General features: G+C 62.6%; 20 protein-coding genes. 11 read left to right on the top strand and 9 right to left on the bottom strand.

What is annotated here, in order from left to right; all coding sequences use genetic code 11:
- Positions 1–52: 52 nt before the first annotated feature.
- Positions 53–454: a DUF6165 family protein gene (locus G3T16_RS08345; RefSeq protein WP_163494647.1), complete on the top strand. Its 402-nt coding sequence runs from the start codon at positions 53–55 to the stop codon at positions 452–454.
- A gap of 7 nt (positions 455–461) precedes the next feature.
- Here G3T16_RS08345 and G3T16_RS08340 read toward each other — a convergent pair whose 3' ends face one another.
- Positions 462–1,508: a glycosyltransferase family 9 protein gene (locus tag G3T16_RS08340; protein WP_163494646.1), complete on the bottom strand. Its 1,047-nt coding sequence runs from the start codon at positions 1,506–1,508 to the stop codon at positions 462–464.
- A 152-nt stretch (positions 1,509–1,660) separates the two neighbouring features.
- Between G3T16_RS08340 and G3T16_RS08335 the strand changes: the two genes are divergently transcribed.
- Together G3T16_RS08335 and G3T16_RS08330 are read left to right on the top strand one after the other, a co-directional pair.
- The gene (locus tag G3T16_RS08335) at positions 1,661–2,407 is read left to right on the top strand and encodes a 3-deoxy-D-manno-octulosonic acid kinase (RefSeq protein ID WP_163494645.1); all 747 of its coding nucleotides are present in this window, start codon (positions 1,661–1,663) and stop codon (positions 2,405–2,407) included.
- A gap of 7 nt (positions 2,408–2,414) precedes the next feature.
- Complete coding sequence (locus G3T16_RS08330) at positions 2,415–3,101, top strand: BUD32 family EKC/KEOPS complex subunit (protein ID WP_163494644.1); 687 nt, start codon at positions 2,415–2,417, stop codon at positions 3,099–3,101.
- Between the two features lie 26 nt (positions 3,102–3,127).
- Here G3T16_RS08330 and G3T16_RS08325 read toward each other — a convergent pair whose 3' ends face one another.
- The 5 genes from G3T16_RS08325 to lpxL form a co-directional block, all read right to left on the bottom strand.
- Positions 3,128–4,501, bottom strand: a complete 1,374-nt coding sequence (locus tag G3T16_RS08325) for an O-antigen ligase family protein (RefSeq protein ID WP_163494643.1) — start codon at positions 4,499–4,501, stop codon at positions 3,128–3,130.
- Positions 4,498–5,634: a glycosyltransferase gene (locus G3T16_RS08320; protein WP_163497024.1), complete on the bottom strand. Its 1,137-nt coding sequence runs from the start codon at positions 5,632–5,634 to the stop codon at positions 4,498–4,500. The genes G3T16_RS08325 and G3T16_RS08320 overlap by 4 nt, the downstream gene beginning before the upstream one ends.
- 4 nt (positions 5,635–5,638) lie before the next feature.
- Positions 5,639–6,475 (bottom strand): glycosyltransferase family 2 protein, encoded by an 837-nt coding sequence (locus G3T16_RS08315; RefSeq protein ID WP_163494642.1) that lies wholly within the window; start codon positions 6,473–6,475, stop codon positions 5,639–5,641.
- A gap of 106 nt (positions 6,476–6,581) precedes the next feature.
- Positions 6,582–7,490, bottom strand: a complete 909-nt coding sequence (locus G3T16_RS08310; RefSeq protein WP_197911964.1) for a lysophospholipid acyltransferase family protein — start codon at positions 7,488–7,490, stop codon at positions 6,582–6,584.
- Positions 7,491–7,561: 71 nt separating this feature from the next.
- Entirely contained in the window at positions 7,562–8,497 is a 936-nt protein-coding gene (lpxL, locus tag G3T16_RS08305; protein ID WP_197911963.1) for an LpxL/LpxP family Kdo(2)-lipid IV(A) lauroyl/palmitoleoyl acyltransferase, read from the bottom strand.
- A gap of 138 nt (positions 8,498–8,635) precedes the next feature.
- On the opposite strand from lpxL, the gene waaA reads away from it, so the two are divergent.
- Complete coding sequence (waaA, locus tag G3T16_RS08300) at positions 8,636–9,928, top strand: lipid IV(A) 3-deoxy-D-manno-octulosonic acid transferase (RefSeq protein ID WP_163494641.1); 1,293 nt, start codon at positions 8,636–8,638, stop codon at positions 9,926–9,928.
- 17 nt (positions 9,929–9,945) lie between these two features.
- Here the strand turns inward: waaA and G3T16_RS08295 are convergent, their stop codons facing one another.
- Positions 9,946–11,328: an aspartate aminotransferase family protein gene (locus G3T16_RS08295; RefSeq protein ID WP_163494640.1), complete on the bottom strand. Its 1,383-nt coding sequence runs from the start codon at positions 11,326–11,328 to the stop codon at positions 9,946–9,948.
- A 260-nt stretch (positions 11,329–11,588) separates the two neighbouring features.
- On the opposite strand from G3T16_RS08295, the gene G3T16_RS08290 reads away from it, so the two are divergent.
- Positions 11,589–12,938, top strand: coding sequence for a glutamine synthetase family protein (locus G3T16_RS08290; RefSeq protein ID WP_163494639.1), 1,350 nt, complete (start codon positions 11,589–11,591; stop codon positions 12,936–12,938).
- Between the two features lie 89 nt (positions 12,939–13,027).
- On the opposite strand, the gene G3T16_RS08285 is transcribed toward G3T16_RS08290, so the two are convergent.
- Positions 13,028–13,711, bottom strand: a complete 684-nt coding sequence (locus G3T16_RS08285) for a ChrR family anti-sigma-E factor (RefSeq protein WP_163494638.1) — start codon at positions 13,709–13,711, stop codon at positions 13,028–13,030.
- Positions 13,708–14,295 carry a sigma-70 family RNA polymerase sigma factor gene (locus G3T16_RS08280; RefSeq protein WP_163494637.1) on the bottom strand — a complete coding sequence of 196 codons (588 nt, stop codon included), beginning with the start codon at positions 14,293–14,295 and terminating at the stop codon, positions 13,708–13,710. Before G3T16_RS08280 ends, G3T16_RS08285 begins: the two co-directional genes overlap by 4 nt.
- 282 nt (positions 14,296–14,577) lie before the next feature.
- Between G3T16_RS08280 and G3T16_RS08275 the strand changes: the two genes are divergently transcribed.
- Genes G3T16_RS08275 through G3T16_RS08250 form a run of 6 tightly spaced genes read left to right on the top strand, consistent with a single transcriptional unit; the run spans position 14,578 to position 19,477 of the window.
- Positions 14,578–14,997: a nuclear transport factor 2 family protein gene (locus tag G3T16_RS08275; RefSeq protein WP_163494636.1), complete on the top strand. Its 420-nt coding sequence runs from the start codon at positions 14,578–14,580 to the stop codon at positions 14,995–14,997.
- A gap of 10 nt (positions 14,998–15,007) precedes the next feature.
- The gene (locus G3T16_RS08270; protein ID WP_163494635.1) at positions 15,008–15,208 is read left to right on the top strand and encodes a hypothetical protein; all 201 of its coding nucleotides are present in this window, start codon (positions 15,008–15,010) and stop codon (positions 15,206–15,208) included.
- Positions 15,205–16,455, top strand: a complete 1,251-nt coding sequence (locus G3T16_RS08265; RefSeq protein WP_163494634.1) for an NAD(P)/FAD-dependent oxidoreductase — start codon at positions 15,205–15,207, stop codon at positions 16,453–16,455. The genes G3T16_RS08270 and G3T16_RS08265 overlap by 4 nt, the downstream gene beginning before the upstream one ends.
- A complete protein-coding gene (locus tag G3T16_RS08260; RefSeq protein ID WP_163494633.1) occupies positions 16,452–17,264 on the top strand; it encodes a DUF1365 domain-containing protein in 813 nt (270 codons plus the stop codon). Before G3T16_RS08265 ends, G3T16_RS08260 begins: the two co-directional genes overlap by 4 nt.
- Entirely contained in the window at positions 17,261–18,664 is a 1,404-nt protein-coding gene (locus tag G3T16_RS08255) for an SAM-dependent methyltransferase (protein ID WP_232059315.1), read from the top strand. Before G3T16_RS08260 ends, G3T16_RS08255 begins: the two co-directional genes overlap by 4 nt.
- Before the next feature lie 30 nt (positions 18,665–18,694).
- Positions 18,695–19,477, top strand: coding sequence for a hypothetical protein (locus G3T16_RS08250; RefSeq protein ID WP_163494632.1), 783 nt, complete (start codon positions 18,695–18,697; stop codon positions 19,475–19,477).
- Positions 19,478–19,524: the final 47 nt, after the last annotated feature.

Genomic DNA, 19,524 nt, shown 5'->3' with positions numbered 1-19,524 from the left:
GTGCAATCCTTGCTAGAATCCCTGTTCCCAATTCCAACCAGGCAATTACAGTATGACTGACGTCATTACCGTCCCCGTCTCTTTTGGCGAGGTACTGGACAAGATCACCATTCTCGAGATCAAGTCAGAGCGCATCAGCGATGCCGCCAAGTTGGCCAATGTGCGTCAGGAGCTGGAGGCGCTCAACACCACCTGGGCTCAGGCGGTGCCCGACCAGGCACACATCGCCGAATTGCGCCGGCAACTGAAGGCGGTGAATGAATCTCTCTGGGTGATCGAGGACGACATCCGGGACTGTGAAAAGGCACAGGATTTCGGGCCGACGTTCATCGAACTGGCGCGGGCGGTGTATGTCACAAACGACCGGCGCGCGGCGCTGAAGAAGGATATCAACCTGGCATTGGGCTCGCGCTTCGTGGAAGAGAAGTCCTACCAGGACTACAGCGCGAAATAATAGCCGGTCAGCCGCGCGAAGGCCGGCGGGCGGCCACCCAGCGGTCCAGCATCTCGCAGGCATCGCGTACCGTAATCAACTCCATCGCTCCGGGATATTCCGCCTTCGCTCCCCAGCGTGCTTCCTCCACCCGCTTGCCGGTGAACTTCAGCAACGCTTCGGGGTAGCGGTCCACGCACCATTCAATGGACCGGTAGGGACCGGAGCGGTGAGGATTGCTGGCCGCGTACAGGCCCAGCACATCGGTACCCACCGCGCTGGCGATATGGGCGGGGCCGGTATCCGGGGCCAGCAGCAGGTCGGCGTGGGTCAGCAGTGCGGCGAGCTGTTTCAGTGTGTCCTGGCCGCTGAGATTATGGACAGGGCCCTCCATGGCTGCTTCGATGGCGGCGCACATTGCTCGCTCGAAGGCGGCTGGACTGCCCACCAGCACCACCCGCATGCCGTGCTGACGGATCGCATGATCCGCGAGCGCTGCATAGCGCTCGGCCGGCCAGTTGCGCAGCCGGTGGCTGGCACAGGGGCTGATGACCAGGTTCAGGTGTGCCGGGTCCAGCTGGGCGCGGGCGAAGTCGTGGTCGGCTGCACTCAGCGGAATCTCCCACACCGGCGGCGCGGCCTCCAGGCCCAGCGGCTCCAGGAAGCTGGCCAGCGCGTCCCTGACATGCTGGCCCGGGGTGGCGGCGATGCGCTGGTTGATGAACAGGCCGTGCAGGTCCTTGCTGCGGGCGCGGTCATAGCCCACCTTGATACGGGCCGGAACCAGCGCTGCGGCGACATTGGCGCGCAGCGCCACCTGCATTTGCAGCAGTGCGTCGAAGTGGCGCCCGCGCAGCTGGCGGTGCAGATCAAGGTAGGCTCGCGGGCCGGCTTTCTTGTCGAACACAATGAACTCCACGCCGGGGAGGTCGCCCACCAGCCGGTGTTCGAGCTTGCCGATGATCCAGGTGATGACGGTGCCGGGCCGTTGTTGCTGCAGGCTCAGGACGACCGGAATTACATGGGTCACATCGCCGATGGCGGACAGGCGCAGTATGCAAATGGAGTCAGTCAAGCGCTTTCCTGGTGCAGCAGGCCGCAGTAGTTGGTGGAGCCGGATGGCCTGTCGTTGTTAAACTGGCAACTATTCTAACTGACTCACACGCGGTGGTCTGCAAGACTGTGGCCGGGTGCGTGCCAGCCCCACGCGGAGGGAGGCGTGAATTTTTGACCACGAACACGCAGCTACTGCGGTCGCCGGGGCGCCAGCTACTGGTAGACACGAGCTTCGCAGGCGTCACCGAGTCCTGGCTGACACCCGGGTTCTGGGGCGAGCGGGCCCGCCCGGTCGCCACTGGCGGCCGTGGCGGGGCCTGGTTTCTGGAGACTGACCGGGGCGAGATGGTGTTGCGACACTATCTGCGCGGCGGCATGGCAGCGCGCCTGTCCCGCTGCAGTTATCTGTTTACCGGGTTCCGCCGCAGCCGTTCACTGGCAGAGTTTAATCTGTTGCAGAGCCTGGCTGCGCATGGATTGCCAGTGCCTGTGCCGGTGGCTGCGCTGGCGGTTCGCAATGGATTGATCACTTACCGCGCCGCGATTCTGCTGCTGCGGATTCCCGGAGCCTGCCCGCTACCTGCGGTGGCTGAGCTGGAGGACGGGCAATTGTGGCGCGACGTCGGCCAGCTGCTGCGCCGCTTTCACGACTGTGGCCTGGATCACGTCGACCTCAATTGCGACAACATCCTGCTGGCTGAGGGCCAGTTGTGGTTGATCGACTTCGACCGCTGCCGGCTGCACACCCGCCATGGTGTGAATGCCCGCTGGAAGCGTCGCAACATGCTGCGGCTGCAGCGCTCCGTGGAAAAGCGCTGTCAGCACATTCCACCGGCCCGGCGAGAGCAGCTGTGGCAGCTGTTGTGCAATGGCTACCGGGGGGATGAGCTCAGTTCCGCCGCCCCGGTGGGGGATTGAGTGCGCCATGAAATGCATCACACTGTTGCAGGAGCTGCATGCCAACACCCGCCGTACGCGGATTACCTACCGCGGCGAGGTAGATGGCACACTCGCCGCGATCAAGTGCTACCGCCGGCCGCTGTTCGGCCTCATACACTGGCTGCGGGCCGAGCGCCGGGGCCGGCGCCTGCGCCGGGCCGGCGGTCCGGTGCCGGAAATAGTCTATTCAGGCTGGCTGGCGGACCAGCGTTGTTTCTGTTTTGCCACCGGTTTTCTCGAGGGTTACCGGCCCCTGCGGGAAGTACTGCAGGGAGAACCGTCCCGCGACCGCCAGTTTGACATCATCCGCCTGTTGGGCCGGACGATGGCGGATATCCACGCCCGGGGCATCGAGCAGCCGGATGGCAACCTCACCAATTTCATGCTGGGGTCGGGTGATGTGATCGCGCTGGTGGACGAGGACGATATCCGGGTCTATCCAGGTGCGCTGGCCGCGAACGTGGCGCTGCTCAATCTCGCCAATATCGCCTCGCGGCTGGTGGATCCGGACATGGTGCAGGCGCTGCTCGATGCCTATCTCGCGGTGCTGCCCGCGGAGCGGGCCGAAGCCTGGAACCAGAAGCGGTTCCAGGCCAGCGTCAAGAGCTGGCGACAGTGTTTGGAGGCAAAACGGGCGAAACGCAATATCGCCCGGGTGCGCAACTTCGATTGAGTGGCGCCGTTCGCCGCCCCCGGGCGTCAGCCAGCGCAGGCTGACGCCCGGGCCGCGACTGCCCGGGGGTGGTAGACCAGGGCCCCGGCCAAAATCAGATTCAGCAGATAGCGCCCCGAGGAATACAGCATGAAGGACTCGAAGGCGTTGATGACCAGCCAGTAGACGATGAAGCCGGCGATGAACAGAAACACCGGCTCGGGCATGCCGCCCGCGCGCCAGGATTGGACGGCGAATCTGCCCAGCCAGGCCAGCAGACCCAGGAACAGCAGCACACCCGGCGCGCCGTACTGGGCAAAGAGGTCAAAGTAGCTGCTGTGCAGATGCGTGAAGATGCGTTTGAGCTCAGGGGGCAGGCCTTCGCTGTGCTGGCTGATCAGATGGCTGCCCTGGGTGCCCCAGCCGGTCAGCGGCCGCTGTGCCAGCCAGGGCAGCGCGTGTATCCAGGAACGCACCCGAATACCGATGGCGTCATAGCCCAGGTCCGCCTCGATGTACTCCGGTAGCCGCGTGATACTGCCGCGCTCGTGCTCGAAGTCCCCCATCAAGCGGGCCGCCGGTACCGCCGCCAGCAGGAGCAACAGCATCGCCACGGCCAGGATCCCCAGGCTTTTGCCCGGCGCCCAGTGGTGGCGCCGGCCCTGCAGCCACCCTGCCAGCAGCGAAATGAGGCCAATACCGGCCGCAACCCCCAGCCATACGCCACGCGTCTGGGTTACCAGCACACCGCCTCCAGTGAGCAGCAGCAGGCCCAGCAGCGCAGCGCTACTGACCCTGCGCAGGCTGCCGTTGGCAATTCGATACAGCAGCTGGGCATACAGGCCCAGAAAGCCGGCACCAAACAGCATCGCCGTATGCTGCTCATTGCGCAGGCCAAAGCCCACCCGCAGTCCAGCGGCGGCCTGCTGCAGTTCCACGCCGCCGCCGCCGGTCACCCAGGGAGCCAGTAACAGCCCGGCCAGGGCGCTGAGCCACAGTGCGGCCACGGCGCCCGGTTTTGGCAGCAGCCAATAGGCCGCGAAGATGAACAGCAGCCAGCGCCCTAGCCGGTCCAGCTTCGGCTCGGCCACTGGCTCATAACCGTAGGCAGCCAGGTCCGGCGCGAACAGCCAGCTGCTGGTCTGCACCAGTAGCGTGGCCAGCAGGAACAGCGCCGGCGCCCGCAGACAGGCCGGGCGCCGGCCAGCGAACAGCAATACCAGGGCCGGCAGGATGAACAGGACCTGGGCAACATGGCCAATGTCCGGCAGTATCTGGTCGGTGAACGCAAACAGACATACTGCCAGCAGGCAGGGCCACTGCAGCCAGTGGAACAGACGCTCGGCCCGGAGCCGGGCAGGTCGGGGATGGCCCGCTGCATCGACCGCGGCCACCGGATTCTCCTGCGGGGGCAGGCTCATGCCAGGAACTTGCGGACGATGGTCAATGGCTCAAAGTCCTCCAGCCAGGCCTCGCGCACGGCTATCGGCAGTCGTGCCAGCGTAGCCTGCAGATGCAGGGCGAGCTGTTGGGCACTGCGCGGGCACAGGAACTGCTCCAGCTCGCCTTTGAAGACATCGCGTACACCGCCGGGGCAGTCGACGGAAATGATTGGTGTGCCGCAGGCCAGCGACTCGATTAGCACCATGCCCAGCCCCTCGTATTCTGAGGCCAGTACGAACAGCTCCGCCCCCCGCATCCAGCAGTAGGGGTTGTCGCGCTGGCCGGCGAATCGCACCCGGTCTGCAATCCCCAGCGCGATGGCCTGCTGTTGCAGTCGCGGCCGCAATTCACCATCGCCGACCAGCACCAGGTTGGGAGCCGCAGGACACAGGGCGTAGGCTTCCAGCAACAGCTCATGGCCTTTCTGTGGCACCAGGCGCGCGACGTTGACGATGTAGGGTTCACGGGGCAGGTCGGGATCCGGGTGCTGCGCCAGCTGCCGGATTTGCCGGCTCGGGCAGGGGTTGGTGATCACCCGCAGGCTGGCCGGAGTGATGTTCCCCAGGTGGAAGGCCTCCCGCGCTGAGTCCATGACGCCGCGGGAGACACAGACCAGCGCGCGTTGCTCGAACACCAGCTTCCACTCCAGTTTTTTCTGCCACAGCGGGCGGTCGTGGTGGACCACGTTCTCCAGCACATAGCTGCAGCGTGCGTCGCGCAGCGACCAGAAGTATTTGAAGGTGCCCAGACCGCGGAAAATGATCCGGTCAAAACAGCCGTGGCGCTGCTCCAGGCGGCGCAACTGGCGCCCCAGCAGCCACCCCTGCAACCAGCCTACCCAGATAAAATGGGAGCGCGGCAGCAGTATACCCAGCAGCAGTCGCGACAGCAGGAACACCGGAATCCCGATCCCGGACAGCAGCAGGGCGCGCTGCTGGTCATAATAGTGCAGAGTCACGTCAGAGCGGCCCGGCCGCAGGTCGTTGGGCTCGCTGCGGCAAGACAGCAGGTGACTGTCGTGGCCGGCTTCCGCGAAGGTGTCAGCCAGGGTGACGGCCGCCCGCTCCATGCCGCCCATCTTGAGGCTGTGAATGATCACCAGGGTACGCATCAAATCAGGATCCGGGCTCCGCTGGCTTGACAATACCGTTGTCCGCCCACCAGCTGCGGTTCTGCTTTACTGCCTGACGGATACGGCGATTGCGCTCCCAGATTTCCGGTTTGGCGTAGCCGCGGCTGTGATCCAGATGCAGGCAGACAGTGCTGAAGCGGATCTGTTTCGACTTGTGGCCATAATTCCATAGCCGCTCTCCGAGCTCCCTGTCCAGGCCGCCATACGGCATATCCTCGTTGAAGCCATTGATCGCCCGCAAATCCCGGGTCCAGGTCGAGCTGTTCATGCCATTCCAGCTGGGGGCTGCCGGCGTGAGAGCGTTCAGCAGGCGTTTCTTCCAGGGTTCGCGCAGCAGCTTCCACAACTTGTGATTGCGTGGTTGACCCCGGGCCACCAGCCAGTCGCGGTCAAATATCACGCCCCGCTGTATATCCTGCTCAGTAATTGTTTGGGACACGGCCATCGTCAGTTTGATATAGCCGCCAGACAGGAAGTAACCGGGCGCCGCCAGCTGGCGATGGGTTTCGATCATGCGGGGTTCAGGAATGCAGTCGCCATCGGTGAACACCAGATAATCGCAGGCGGTGTCGGCAATGGCACGATTGAGAATACGGCACTTGCGAAAGCCCCCGTCCTCCTGCCAGACGTGTTCGATCCGCAGCCTGCAACGGTCGCGGAAGTGGTCTATCACCTTCCGGGTAGCGGCGGTGGAGCCATCATCGGCGATCAGCGTGGTAAAATTGCTGTCGCTCTGCTGTTCATAGCCTGCCAGTACTTTCGCAAGCCACAGCGGCGCATTGTAGGTGGTGATTACTACACCGATATGCTCGGGAGACATTCCGCGTTCCTGAGTAGAGCCTTGCCGTTGCCGGCATGGGACCACAGTTTACCCCATCCGGCTGCGAGCGCCGACGCCTGTTGTGAAACGCGGCCTGTCTCAGGTTCTAGCGACAGCTTCGGTCGACCCGGTAGGGATCGGCTTCACCGCGTGGCCGATGCCGGAAACGCTTGTATTCCCACTGATACTGCTCGGGAATACGCCGCACGCAGGCCTCCACTGAACGGTTCAGTGCCGTGGTGGCGACCACCGGGTCGGGGTCGGCCATGCCGGCTTCACAGGTCCTGATAACCAGCCGGAAGCCCGCGGCGTCAGGCAGTCGTTCGCAGACCGTCATCAGCGGCGTGGCACCGGATTTCTGCAGCAGCCTGGATACCAGCGTCATGGTGCGCACCTCCATGCCGAAAAAAGGCGCGTAGGCAGAGCCAGCCCCCCTGGGACTCTGGTCCGGCAGGATGCCGGCTACCTCCCCGTTGCGCAGCAGGCCGATCAGCCGCGCCAGGCCGCGCCGGTCACCGCGTACCAGTTCCGAGCCCATGCGACCGCGCACCCGGGTCATGTAGTCTTCGAAATCCGGCAGAGAGGGCGGGCTGTACAGTGCCGCCATGCGATAGCGGGAGGAAAAGTACAGGCCACACAGTTCCCAGTTGCCCAGATGGGGCGCCAGCAACAGCACTCCCTTGCCATTGTCCACCGCCTGTTGCAGCAGATCCTCGCCGTCGATCTCGCGCACAAGTTCGAGACAGCGCTGTACCGGCCATTCCCAGATCAACGGGATCTCCAGTACTACCTGGCCGGTGTGCCGCAGGCTTGCGTGCAGCAGTTCCCGGCGCTGCGCGGCTGGCAGTTCCGGAAAGGCGATGGCCAGGTTCACCGCGGTCACTGTCCTGGCCCGACCCGGCAGCCGCGCGACCAGCGCTCCCAGGGCACTGCCCATACGCTGGGCCCGGCGCAGGGACAGCTTGCCGGTGAGCTTGATGAGGGCAATCAGGATGCGTGCTCGGGACAGTACCATGGTGCTCCTTCTGCCTTGCTGGGCGGCAAACTGGCCGCCAGCAGGGGCTATGTGAATAGTGTGAACAAGCCCTAGTAAAAGCCCGGCTCCTCGCGGGAGGGGCGGGTCTTGAAGCGCCGGTGCATCCACAGGTACTGTTCGGGGTGTCGCCGGACCTCGTTTTCGATGACCCGGTTGACCGTGGTGGCGTCCGCCAGGTCATCCCCGGACGGGAAGCCGGTCAGCGGCGGGTGGAAATAAATATCATAGCCTGGCTGGTCCTCGCGGCGGAAATGGCTGAACGGCACTACCGCGCAGCCGCTGCGTTCGACAATCCGGGAGGTCGCGGTGATGGAGGCCGCAGGTACGCCGAAAAAGGGTGCGAACACGATGCCCTTGCGGCCGTAGTCCTGGTCTGAGGCATACCAGATGAGCCGGTTTTCCCGCAACCGGCGCAGCAGGCCGCGCAGATCCTTGCTGTCCAGCGCGACCTCGTAGTTGCGCTGCCGGGCGCTGGTCATCACCGCGTTGAGCAGGGCATTGTTGTGGTCGCGCTGCATCACGTCCGCCTTGACGTAACGGGTGACCAGCGTCCCGCACAGATCCAGCGAGCTGTAGTGTCCACCCAGCGCCAGTACGCCCTTGCCTCCTGCCAGAGCTTTCTCTACATGTTCCAGGCCATGCACGGTGGTGACCGGCGTAAACGCATCGGGGTCGCGGAACCAGGCCAGGCCCAGCTCCATGATGCCGATGCCGTTGGAATGGAAGGCACGGCGCACCAGGCGCTGTTGCTGGTCTGGCGGCAGCTCGGGAAAGCACAGGCGAATATTGACCTCGGCGATATGCCTGCGGCGGGGAATCAGGCGATAGGCCAGCTCGCCCACCGCGGTGCCCAGCCACCACTGCAGCCGCAGCGGCAGCCGGGCCAACAGCCACATCAGGCCGATGCCCAGCCAGGTGGGCCACCAGCGGGGGTGTAGATAGCTGCCATAACGGGTATCACGGATTCTCGGGGGGCGCCTGCTCACGTCGCGGATATCTCGGCCGGGTGTAGGGAGTCGGTGAGCAGTTTAACAGGCTGTCGGGCCGGTTCCGAAATAGTTCGGCGGACAGGGGCCCATCAGGTTCGGTAGAATGCGGACTGCACTCACCATTGCGGAGCGTTGATGCCACGCGCCATTTACTCCCTGCTGTTGCGCCTGGGGCTGCCGTTTATCCTGTTGCAGCTGTGGTGGAGCGGCCGCCGCGACCCGCGGTTGCGGGCCAACTGGCGCCAGCGCCTGGGTCTGGTCGAGACGTTTCCGGAGCCGGTGATCTGGGTCCATGCCGTATCCGTGGGAGAAACCATCGCAGCGGCGCCACTGGTCGAGCGGTTGCTGCAGCGCTACCCCCGCACCCCCATCCTGATGACGGCGATGACCCCCACCGGCACCGCACGGGTACAGGCATTGTTCGGTGACCGGGTGAGCACCGCCTTTTCTCCCTACGATACTCCCGGATCGGTGCGCCGGTTTCTCGATCGTGTCCGGCCGCTGGCATTGATCGTGATGGAAACCGAACTGTGGCCCAATATGGTCAGCCTCACCGCGCAGCGTGGTATTCCGATGTTGCTGGTCAATGCGCGTTTGTCCGAGCGCTCGGCAGGCCGTTATCAACGCGTCTCCGCGCTGCTGGTACCGGTGCTGGGGGACATCAGCTGGATAGCGGCTCAGGCCAACGAGGATGCGCAGCGTTTTCTGCGCATTGGGGCCCGGCCCGGCCAGGTCACCGTGACCGGCAGCGTCAAATTCGATATCCAGGTAACTGGGGAACTGCGCGCGGCTGCCGGCGCGCTGCGAACCCGGCTGGGCGCCGAACGGCCGGTGTGGTTAGCGGCCAGTACCCACGCGGGCGAGGACCGGCAATTGCTGGCGGCCCACCGGCAGCTGCTGGAACGGCATCCCGATGCACTGTTGGTGCTGGTGCCGCGGCACCCGGAGCGTTTCGAGCCGGTGGCAGCGCTGGCAGACGCGGCCGGCCTGCGCTGTGCACTCCGCTCCCGCGGGGCGGCAGCGGAGTCGGCCCAGGTATACCTGGGCGATACGATGGGGGAGTTGATGCTGCTGTACGGAGCCGCGGACCTGGCCTTTGTCGGTGGCTCGCTGATAACGCGCGGTGGCCACAATCCGCTGGAACCGGCCGCCTGGGGCCTGCCGGTGCTGGCCGGACCCCATGTGTTCAATTTCGAGGTGATCTATGAGGCCCTGGCCGCCGGCCAGGGACTGATCACGATTCGTGACAGCGACGAGCTGGCCCGGCAGTTGCTGCGGCTGTTCGCGGATCGCGCAGAACTCACTCGGCTGGGCCTCAACGCACAGGCCGTGGTGGAAGCCAACCGCGGTGCACTGGACCGCGTCGTGGCCGGCATCGCTGAACAGCTGCCCGCGGACCTGGGCGGTACCGTTACCGGCCCGGGCTGAACAGACCAGCAGCTCAGTCAACCAGCCCTGGCAGGGCTGACGCCGTAATGCGCCGCGGTTTCGTCCAGCGCCTGGTGCAGCTTTTCCACCAGCGAGTCGATCTCGGCGGTACTGCTGATCAGCGGCGGGGCCGTGATCATCGCGTCGCCGGTCTGGCGCACCATCAGGCCATTGCTGTTGGCGCGGTCGCGGCAGTAGACGGCGCTCGCGGAATCCGGCGCCAGCCGTTCGCGGGACCGTTTGTCCCGTACCAGTTCCACCGCAGCGAACATGCCGCGGCCGCGCACCTCGCCGACAATAGGGTGATCTTCCAGTTCCCGCAGGCGGCGCTGGAAATGAGGGCCGATTGTGTCGGCCGCGGTCTGGATAATATTGGTCTCCTGTAGTGTGCGCAGCGTCGCAAGGCCGGCGGCGCAGGCTGCCGGATGGCCCGAATAGGTCAGGCCGTGGGTGAATTCGCCGCCGTGGGCGAGCAGCACATCGGCGATCTGGTCACTGATCATTACTCCGCCCAGCGGGAAATAGCCATTGGTGATGGCCTTGGCGAAGGTCATCAGCTGTGGCTTGATCTGGTAGCTGTCGCTGCCGAACCAGCTGCCGGTGCGGCCGAAACCACAGATCACCTCGTCGGCAATCAGCAGGATATCGCGCTGGTCGCAGATACGCTGGATCTCCGGCCAGTAGCTGTCCGGGGGCACGATCACGCCGCCTGCGCCCTGTATTGGCTCGGCAATAAATGCGGCGACCCGGTCCTCGCCCAATTCATCGATTTTTGCTTCCAGTTCCCGCGCCACCTTTATGCCGAATTCCTCCGGCGACAGTTCGCCGCCCTCGGCGAACCAGTGCGGCTGGCCGATGTGATGCACGTAGTCCAGGCCCCGCACCTGCTGGTGCATGGCACTCATGCCGCCCAGGGAACTGGCGGCGATGGTGGAGCCGTGATAGGCGTTCTTGCGACTGATGAACAGCTTCTTCTCCGGTTTGCCGAGCAGGTCGTAGTAGCGGTGTACCAGGCGGATATTGGTGTCGTTGGCCTCGGAGCCTGAATTGGTGAAAAACACGTGATTGAAGCTCTCCGGCGTCACTTCCACCAGGGCCCTGGCCAGTTCCACCGCCGGCTGGTTGGAGCACCGGAAAAAATTGTTGTAGAAGGGCAGCTGCTGCAATTGCTGGTAGATCGCCTCGACAATCTGGTGCTGGCTGTAACCGAGGTTGCAGCACCACAGGCCGGACATGCCGTCCAGCATCCTGTTGCCGTCAGTGTCGTAGATGTAGATATGTTCCGCCCGATTGACAATGCGGCCGCCGTGACTGGCATAGTCGCGCAGATCCGTGAATGGGTGAAAATGGTGGTCCTGGTCCAGCTGCCGCAGTGAGGTGGAATCAGTTTTCATCATCATTGCCAGATCCTTGCTTGCATTCGGGGGAGCACATGCCGCGGGGGCGAAGCGCGTAAGCCAGCCGCTCAGCGGTGGCTTCGTGTGTTGTACCGGAAGCCCAATCCGCGCCAGCGGCCATCGGTGTCTACCCGTAAGTGGTATAGTCGCAGCTTGTGCGACGGTGTTTAATAGTGTCGCACAGGCTTCCGGCGAAACCATTACCCCTAAAGTGGTGTTTCGCCGGCCGGCGCCAATGTTACGCAAAAAGGGACAGTGGGTTCATGAACGAAGTGCAGGAGCGCTTGCAGGCCTTTCTCGACAGCAACCCGGATATCGAGGTGTTCGAGGTCATGCTGCCTGATATCGGCGGTGGAATGCGCGGCAAGTGGATTACCCGGGACAAGATACACAAGGTTTTCGCCGGTGAGCTGAAGCTGCCGGCAAGTTCAGTAGCCTTCGATGTCTGGGGACGCGACGTGGAGGCCTGGGTATTTCACGGCGGTGACGGGGATGGCTATTGCGAGGCCGATATCCGCACCCTGGCACGGGTACCCTGGGCCACACGCGGCACCGGCCAGGTATTGATGTCCATGCGCGAGGCCGACGGCAGCGCCGGACTGCTCGATCCCCGCTTCCTGTTGCGCGGTATCATGGAGCGCTTTGCGCGGCTGGGACTGACGCCGGTGCTGGCCTCGGAAATGGAGTTCTACCTGCTCCGGCGGGAGGCGGATGAACTGGGCCGGCCCGGCCACACCCAGACCGACCGGGTCGGTGGCAGCCTGCATGCGGGCCAGACCTACTGTCTGGATACCATGGCGGCCATGTCTGAACTGATGCACGGGATTCGCGACGCCTGTGCGATCCAGCAGCTGCCGGTGGATACGCTGATCAAGGAGGGCGCGCCCTCCCAGTACGAGATCAACCTCTACCACAGCCCCGATGCGCTGCTGGCCTGCGACCAGGCGGTGCTGTTGCAGCGTGCCATCAAGGGCGTGGCCCGCAGCCAGGAGCTGCTGGCCACCTTCATGGCCAAGCCCTTTGGCGAGCTGGCCGGCAATGGCATGCACATCCACTGCAGCCTGCTGGATCGTGATGGTAACAACGCCTTCGATGACGGCACCGGCAGGGGCACTGAGTTGCTGCGCCAGGCGATTGCCGGCTGCATGACGCACATGGCCGACAGCATGCTGCTGTTCGCGCCCCACATGAATTCCTATCGCCGCTTTCGCCGCGGCGCCCACGCACCGCTGGCGCCGTGTTGGGGTTACGAAAATCGCACCGTCTCCCTGCGGGTGCCCGCCGACCAGCCGTCCGCCACCCGTATCGAGCACCGGGTCGCCGGTGCCGATGCGCACCCGCATCTGGCGGTCGCCGCAATCCTGGCCGCGATGCTGGACGGGATCGAACAGCAGCGGGAAGCGCCGCCGCCGCTGGAGGGCAACGCCTACGATCAGGTCCCGCTGAGCCTGCCCCGCTACTGGCCCGATGCGCTGCAGCGCTTTCGCGACTCGGATTTCATCCGCGCCAACTTCGGCGCCGAGTTCCAGCGGGTGTTCACGCTGCTGAAGGAACAGGAAATGGACGAGTTCGACCGCCAGGTCACGCCGCTGGAATACGATGCCTGCCTGTAGCGCATTGCGCTGCAGTGACCCGACCGGCGGAAAATCCTCGTCCAGGCAACGGCCGGCTCAAAAAGTCCGGCCGGCCCTGGTCTGCGCTCTTAACAGGCATAGTGGCTGCGGCGGATAAACGGATTGAATAGCCGGCCGAAAAATCCGGTGAACTGGATGGGTGCTTCTACCGCAGTGAGACAGATGCAGTCGGCATCCTGGCTGGCGATGGGGCGGTGGTGTTTGTCATCGCGGTTACGGAAGATAATATCGCCCTTGCCATAGACCCCCTGGCTGTCGGAAAAGCTGCCTTCCAGAACCAGCGTAATTTCCTCGCCGGTGTGGTTGTGAGGGGCTACCTTGCCGCCGCGTCTGATTTTCAGCAACTCCACCTTGCTGCCATTGACATCATTGCACAGCTTGACTGCCTGGATGGAGGGACTTACCCGTTTCCATCCCAGCTTGTCAAAGCCTTCGGGAATCCACGCTTGCAGGCAGCGCGGCAGGTCGGAGCTGTTGACGGCTGGGGGAGCTGTGCCGGCCCCGGCAGCGGGAGCCTCCTGGACCTCGCCAGCATCGATAGAAGCCAGAACCTGCGCTTTGAGGCTGTCGGACACGGGCGCCGGGGGCAGGTAGTTCAGCAGCAGGGCGCCAATCTGATTCATGCGTTCCACTTCGTCTCGGCACTGGCGACAGTGTTCCAGGTGAACTCTGATACAGAGTGCCTGGCTGAGAGGCAGGCTGCCGGCTGAAAAGGCAGTCAGCCGATCGGCGGAAGGGTGATGCCTGATCATTGTGTTTGACCTCCGATAATGATTTCCAGCTTTTGCAGAGCCAGTCGGATGCGCGATTTTACCGTGCCCAGGGGCAGGTTCAGCTCGTCGGCGATCTCCTGTTGGGTTTTCCCTTCCATATAGGTTTTGGCCAGTACCTGGGACTGTTCAACGGGCAACTGCGACAAAGCTCTGTGTATCTGCTCGGCAATTCTTTTCTGTTGTGTCAGTTCGAAGGGACTGCGGCCATCATCTTCCAGGGTGTCAAACAGCTGGTCGGCATTGATGTCGCCGCCATAACGGCCATTGCGGCGCAGGTAATCTATGCGGCAATTGCGTGCCAGGGTGTAAATCCAGGTGTTGGGGTTGGCTTTCACCGGATCGTACAGGTGGGCCTTGTTCCAGAGCTTGATCAGCACTTCCTGGACCAGTTCATCAGCCACCAGGTGGGCGCCGGGATCGCGGGCCAGGCTGTAGGACTTGAGTAGCGGAGCAAAATGTTCGAACAGCCTTTCAAAGGCCTGTCGGTTGCGTTCGCTGGCGACCTGCTCGATCAGCGACTGCAACTGGTTGGTGTCCATGGTCGGTGTCTCGGGATTACTCATGGAAGCTCGATGCATGGCTTGTGAGGTCATGGGTAATGTGCCTGTGCTGTTCGGGGTTGGCAAGTTGGCTACCGGGTGGCGGTTTATACGATCGCAAGCCCGGCCTGGATCAACGCCGTTGTTTTGCCGTCAATCCGTTTCACGGCCCGAGTTCTGGCAGGTGCCGGTGATCCACAGGACAGGCGGGGACGTAAGGTGTTCATCTGCCCTGATAAATGCCTTGAAAAGGCAAACGTGGGGGGTGTCCCGCGTGGACTGAACAAGCGGCGAGTGGAGAGCAACATGCCAGCAGTCATTGAACGTTTCAAAGGCTTTTACCGGGACCTGAGCCAGCTGCAGGTGCCGGAGTTCGAGAAGATATATACCGATGACGTGATTTTCCGGGACCCGGTACACGAGATTCGCGGTGCCGCGGATCTGTTGGGTTATATGGAAGCTCTGTGCGGACGGGTAGAGTTCTGCCAGTTCGAGTACCTGGATGAGCTGGTGATGGCCGACAAAGCCTACATCAAATGGAATATGAATTTCCGCCATCCCAGTCTGGGCAAGGCCACCCACACCGTGCGGGGTGTCAGTCACATCCAGTTCAGTGACCGTGTCTATTACCACGAAGATGTGTACGACCTGGGGCAGATGCTCTATGAACACCTGCCCGTACTGGGTGGGGTCACCCGCTGGCTGAAACGCCGTCTGGCGGCCTGAGGAGGGGAATATGTCGTCTGACAGCAAATGGGATGCCGAATCGAAGCCGACAATGCAACCAGAAGTTATCTGGATCACCGGTGCCAGCAGTGGTATCGGTCAGGCATTGGCACTGCGACTGACGGGACTCTGGCAGCGCCGGATTGCGCCGGCCATGGCCCGCAGTTCGCCGGCCTCATCCACCACCGCTATCAGAGATAACAAGACGTGAAAATTGCCATTGTCGGCGCCGGAATTTCCGGTCTCAGTTGCGCCTGGCGGCTGCAGTCGCAGCACGAGATTACGGTATTTGAGGCGGAGGATCGGATCGGCGGTCACACAGCCAGCCGGGACATTGAGCTGGACGGCCAACACTACGTCATTGATACCGGTTTTATCGTTTACAACGACTGGACCTACCCCAATTTTATCCGCCTGTTGGAGGAGCTGGGTGTGGCCTCCAGCCCCACCGAAATGAGTTTCAGCGTGACTTGTGAGCGCAGTGGGCTGGAGTACAGTGGCAGCAATTTCAATACCCTGTTTGCCCAGCGTCGGAACCTGCTCAAGCCCCGCTTTTGGGCCATGCTTCGGGACATTGCGCGCTTCAATCGCGAGGCCGTGGCCGACCTGGAGGCGGGACTGATCGGTAGCTCGGCCAGGCTGGGGGACTACCTGCAAGCGCGCGGTTACGGCGAGGCATTTGTGCACCAGTATCTGGTGCCTATGGGCAGTGCCATCTGGTCGGCGTCGCACAAAACCATGCTCGATTTTCCACTGGTGTTTTTTATCCGCTTTTTCAAAAATCACGGCCTGCTCAGTGTCACCAACCGACCTCAGTGGCGAGTGATCAAGGGCGGTTCGAGTGCTTACCTGGCGCCTCTGACAGCGCCCTTTGCTGATCACATACACACCAGTTGCCCCATCCGCCGTATCCGACGCACAGCGGATGAAGTGGTGGTAGAGCAGGGCGATGGCGTCAGTGAAACGTTTGACCAGGTGGTACTGGCCTGCCACGCCGATCAGGCACTGGCCATGCTGGCTGACCCCAGTACGAATGAAGAGTCCGTGCTGGGAGCCATGGGCTATCAGTCCAATGAAGTGGTCTTGCACACCGACAGCCGTTTGCTGCCCCGCCGCCAGCGGGCCTGGGCCAGCTGGAACTACCGTATCACCGATCGGCGGCAGTCGCTGCCAGTGCTGACCTACAACATGAATATCCTGCAGGGGCTGAAAGCACCGGAAACCTTTTGCGTGACCCTGAACCATACGGACCAGATAGACCCGGCGCGGATTCTGGGGCGCTATGAGTTCAGTCATCCGGTGTTTACCCGCGAGTCGGTGGCGGCCACCGAGCGCTGGCAGGATATCAATGGAGTCAATCGTACCTGGTTTTGTGGCGCCTATTGGGCCAACGGTTTTCACGAAGACGGCTGCCTCAGTGGCCTGCGGGTTGCCCGTGCGCTGGGAGGTGAGTGGTGAGCGAGAGCGACCGGGCTGAACCGCAGGCCGAAGGCCTCCGCCACAGTGCCATCTATCACGGTTGGGTGCGCCATCGGCGTTTTTCACCGCACCGGCACCAACTGCGCTATGCGGTATTCATGATGTACCTGGATCTGGATGAGCTGGACTCGCTCTTGTCGCTGACCGCTCTGTGGGGGCGCTCGCGTTGGTGTCCGGCGCGTTATCGCCGCGGAGATTTTCCGGGACCCCACTCACAACCCTTGAAAGAAACCATCAAGGATCGGGTGGAAGCCGAGACCGGCGAGCGCCCCGCAGGGGCTGTGCGCATGCTTACCAATCTGCGCTATTTTGGCTACATCATCAATCCCATTATCAGCTACTACTGCTTCGATGCCGACAATCAGCTGCACAGCATTGTGGCGCAGGTGACCAATACTCCCTGGAACGAATCCCACAGTTATGTGCTGCGCTGTGACCCGAATGCCCGCAGTCAGCGTATTTGTTTTCGCAAGGTCATGCATGTGTCGCCCTTTCACCCGCTGCAGATGGAGTATGACTGGCGCTGTGATACTCCTTCCCGGCGGCTGTATCTTCATATCGAAAACCGCGATCTGCAAGCCGCAGATCCGGCCGAGACTGTGTTCGACGCCACGCTGGCTTTGAAGCGTGAGCCGGTAACCGCCGCCGGTTTGCGGCGGGTGCTGGCTCGCTATCCGCTGCTGACGCTGCTGACGCTGCTGCGGATCTATTGGAATGCGTTCAAATTATGGGTCCGCCGAGTCCCGTTTTACAGCCACCCCAATCGCCAGAAGGAAACAGTGTTATGAGTGAAAGTCGTGCTGACGGTATGCCGCTGCAGTCGATGGAAGAGATGGAACATGGCGCCGGCCCCGGCTGGCTGGACCGCTGGGCCCGGCAGCGGGTGGTGAATGTGCTGCAGCGGCTGCAACATGGCCGTCTGAGCCTGGAAGATGACAGCGGTGTGTACCACTTCGGCAGTGGCGGAGAGCCGGCCGCTCAGATTCGCGTCCACCACCCCTGCGCCTGGCGGCAATTTTTGCTGGGCGGCTCGGTGGGCGGTGCGGAAGCCTATATGGCCGGGGATTGGTCTTCACCGTGCCTGGTGAGTGTGGTGCGGGTGATGGCCCGCAACCTGAATGTGCTCAACGGCATGGAAAGTCGCTGGCCCCGGCTGCAGGGCTGGCTCAACCGTTTGGGCCATCGTCTCAACGCCAATACGCTGTCCGGTTCGCGCCGCAATATTGCCGCCCATTACGATCTGGGCAATGATTTTTTTGAGCTGTTTCTCGACTCCCGCCTGATGTATTCCGCCGCCGTTTATGACAGCGACAATGTCTCACTGGAGCAGGCGGCTTTCGACAAACTGGAACTGGTCTGTCAGAAGCTGCAACTGTCTGCCGATGATCATCTGTTGGAAATCGGTACCGGGTGGGGCGGGTTGGCGATTCATGCAGCCAGTCGCTTTGGCTGCCGGGTTACCACGACCACCTTGTCCCGGCAGCAGTACCGCTTTGCCAGCGAAGCGGTCAAGCGGGCGGGGCTGGAGGACCGGGTAACCCTGTTGCTGCAGGATTACCGCCAACTGGAGGGCCAGTACGACAAGCTGGTGTCGGTGGAAATGATCGAGGCGGTGGGGCACGAGTACTACGATACCTACTTTGCCCGCTGCTCGTCGTTGCTGAAAGTTGACGGCCTGATGCTGATACAGGCCATTACCATTACCGATCAGCGCTATGATTCCGCCCGCCGCTCGGTGGACTTTATCCAGAAATACATTTTCCCCGGTGGTGGTCTGCCGTCGGTGCAGGTAATCGCCAGCGGTTTGCAGCGTTGTACCGATATGGTGCTGGTGGATCTGCACGATATCGGCCAGGACTACGCCCGCACCCTGAGCGACTGGCGACAGCGCTTTCTGCACCGCATGCCGGAGGTCAAAGCCCAGGGATTTGACGAATTTTTCTGCCGCATGTGGGATTACTATCTGGCCTATTGTGAAGGGGGTTCCGTGAGCGAGCCATCAGTACCGTCCAGGTGGTGGCTGCCAAACCGGGTGCGCGCCATCTTCCCCCGCGTTGAGCAGTTGGGTCGGCAGTTGGCCTGTGCGCTGTCGTTTCAGCTGGGCTGGTTGGCGGCGCTGGTAGTTATACTGCTGAATGCGCTGGGCACGGCGGGTAGCGACCCGGCGAGGGGAATGGCCGGGAAATAGAGCGACTGTGGCCGAATATGGAGACATGTTGTGATTGAATGTCAGACAGGCAAACAATGGCTGATAGCCGCTCTGCTGCTGGCCGGTGGCCTGGTTGTCGGTCCCTTGCTGGCGGAGGTCAAGGAGCCGGGCACAGAAGCCCGGGCAGAATCTCACGAGCTGGTGGGTGAAGCTTATGACCCGCAGAGCGATGAGCTGCTCTACCGGGAGTTCTACCGTTTTGGTGATAATGGCTGGCCCAGTCAGGTGGTCTACCGGCTGCCAGACGGTACCCTGATAACGGAAAAACTGCTGCTGCAGGGAAACTCTCCCCTGATCCCGTCCTTCGTGCAACGCAACCATCTCACCGGGCGCCTGATACAGGTGGACGTGGACGTTGACAAACTGACCCTGCTGTACCGGGAAAACGAGACTGCCGAGAGCGAACAGACGACTTTGTCGCTGCCCGCAAGGGCAGTAGTAGATGCCGGTTTTGATGCCTTTGTGCAGCGGCACTGGCAAGAATTGTTGGCCGGGGATGAACTGTCGATGGAATTTCTGGCCACCACCCGGCAACGGTTTGTAGGGCTGGTTATGCAGCGGCACGAATGTGCAGCCAGTAAGGCAAACCACGTATGTTTGCGTATCGGGGCGGCCAACCGGTTGCTGCGTTGGTTGCTGGACCCCATTGACCTGGTGTACCGGCGGGACAATCGAAAACTGCAGCAGTTTACTGGGGTCAGCAATCTGGTGATGGCCGGTGGCGAGACACCGAAGGTGATCATCCACTACGATTATTCTGCCGGGGAGGCGTCGGCGGACTCTGCCGATTGAGCGCCTGCGGGTGCCGGTGAGACGAGTGTCACGTCGACGTACCAGGA

Source organism: Kineobactrum salinum (assembly GCF_010669285.1).
In the GTDB taxonomy this organism is placed as follows: Bacteria; Pseudomonadota; Gammaproteobacteria; order Pseudomonadales; family Halieaceae; genus Kineobactrum; species Kineobactrum salinum.
The sequence above is the reverse complement of the archived record's forward strand: the minus strand, read 5'-3'. Positions and strand labels throughout refer to the sequence as shown.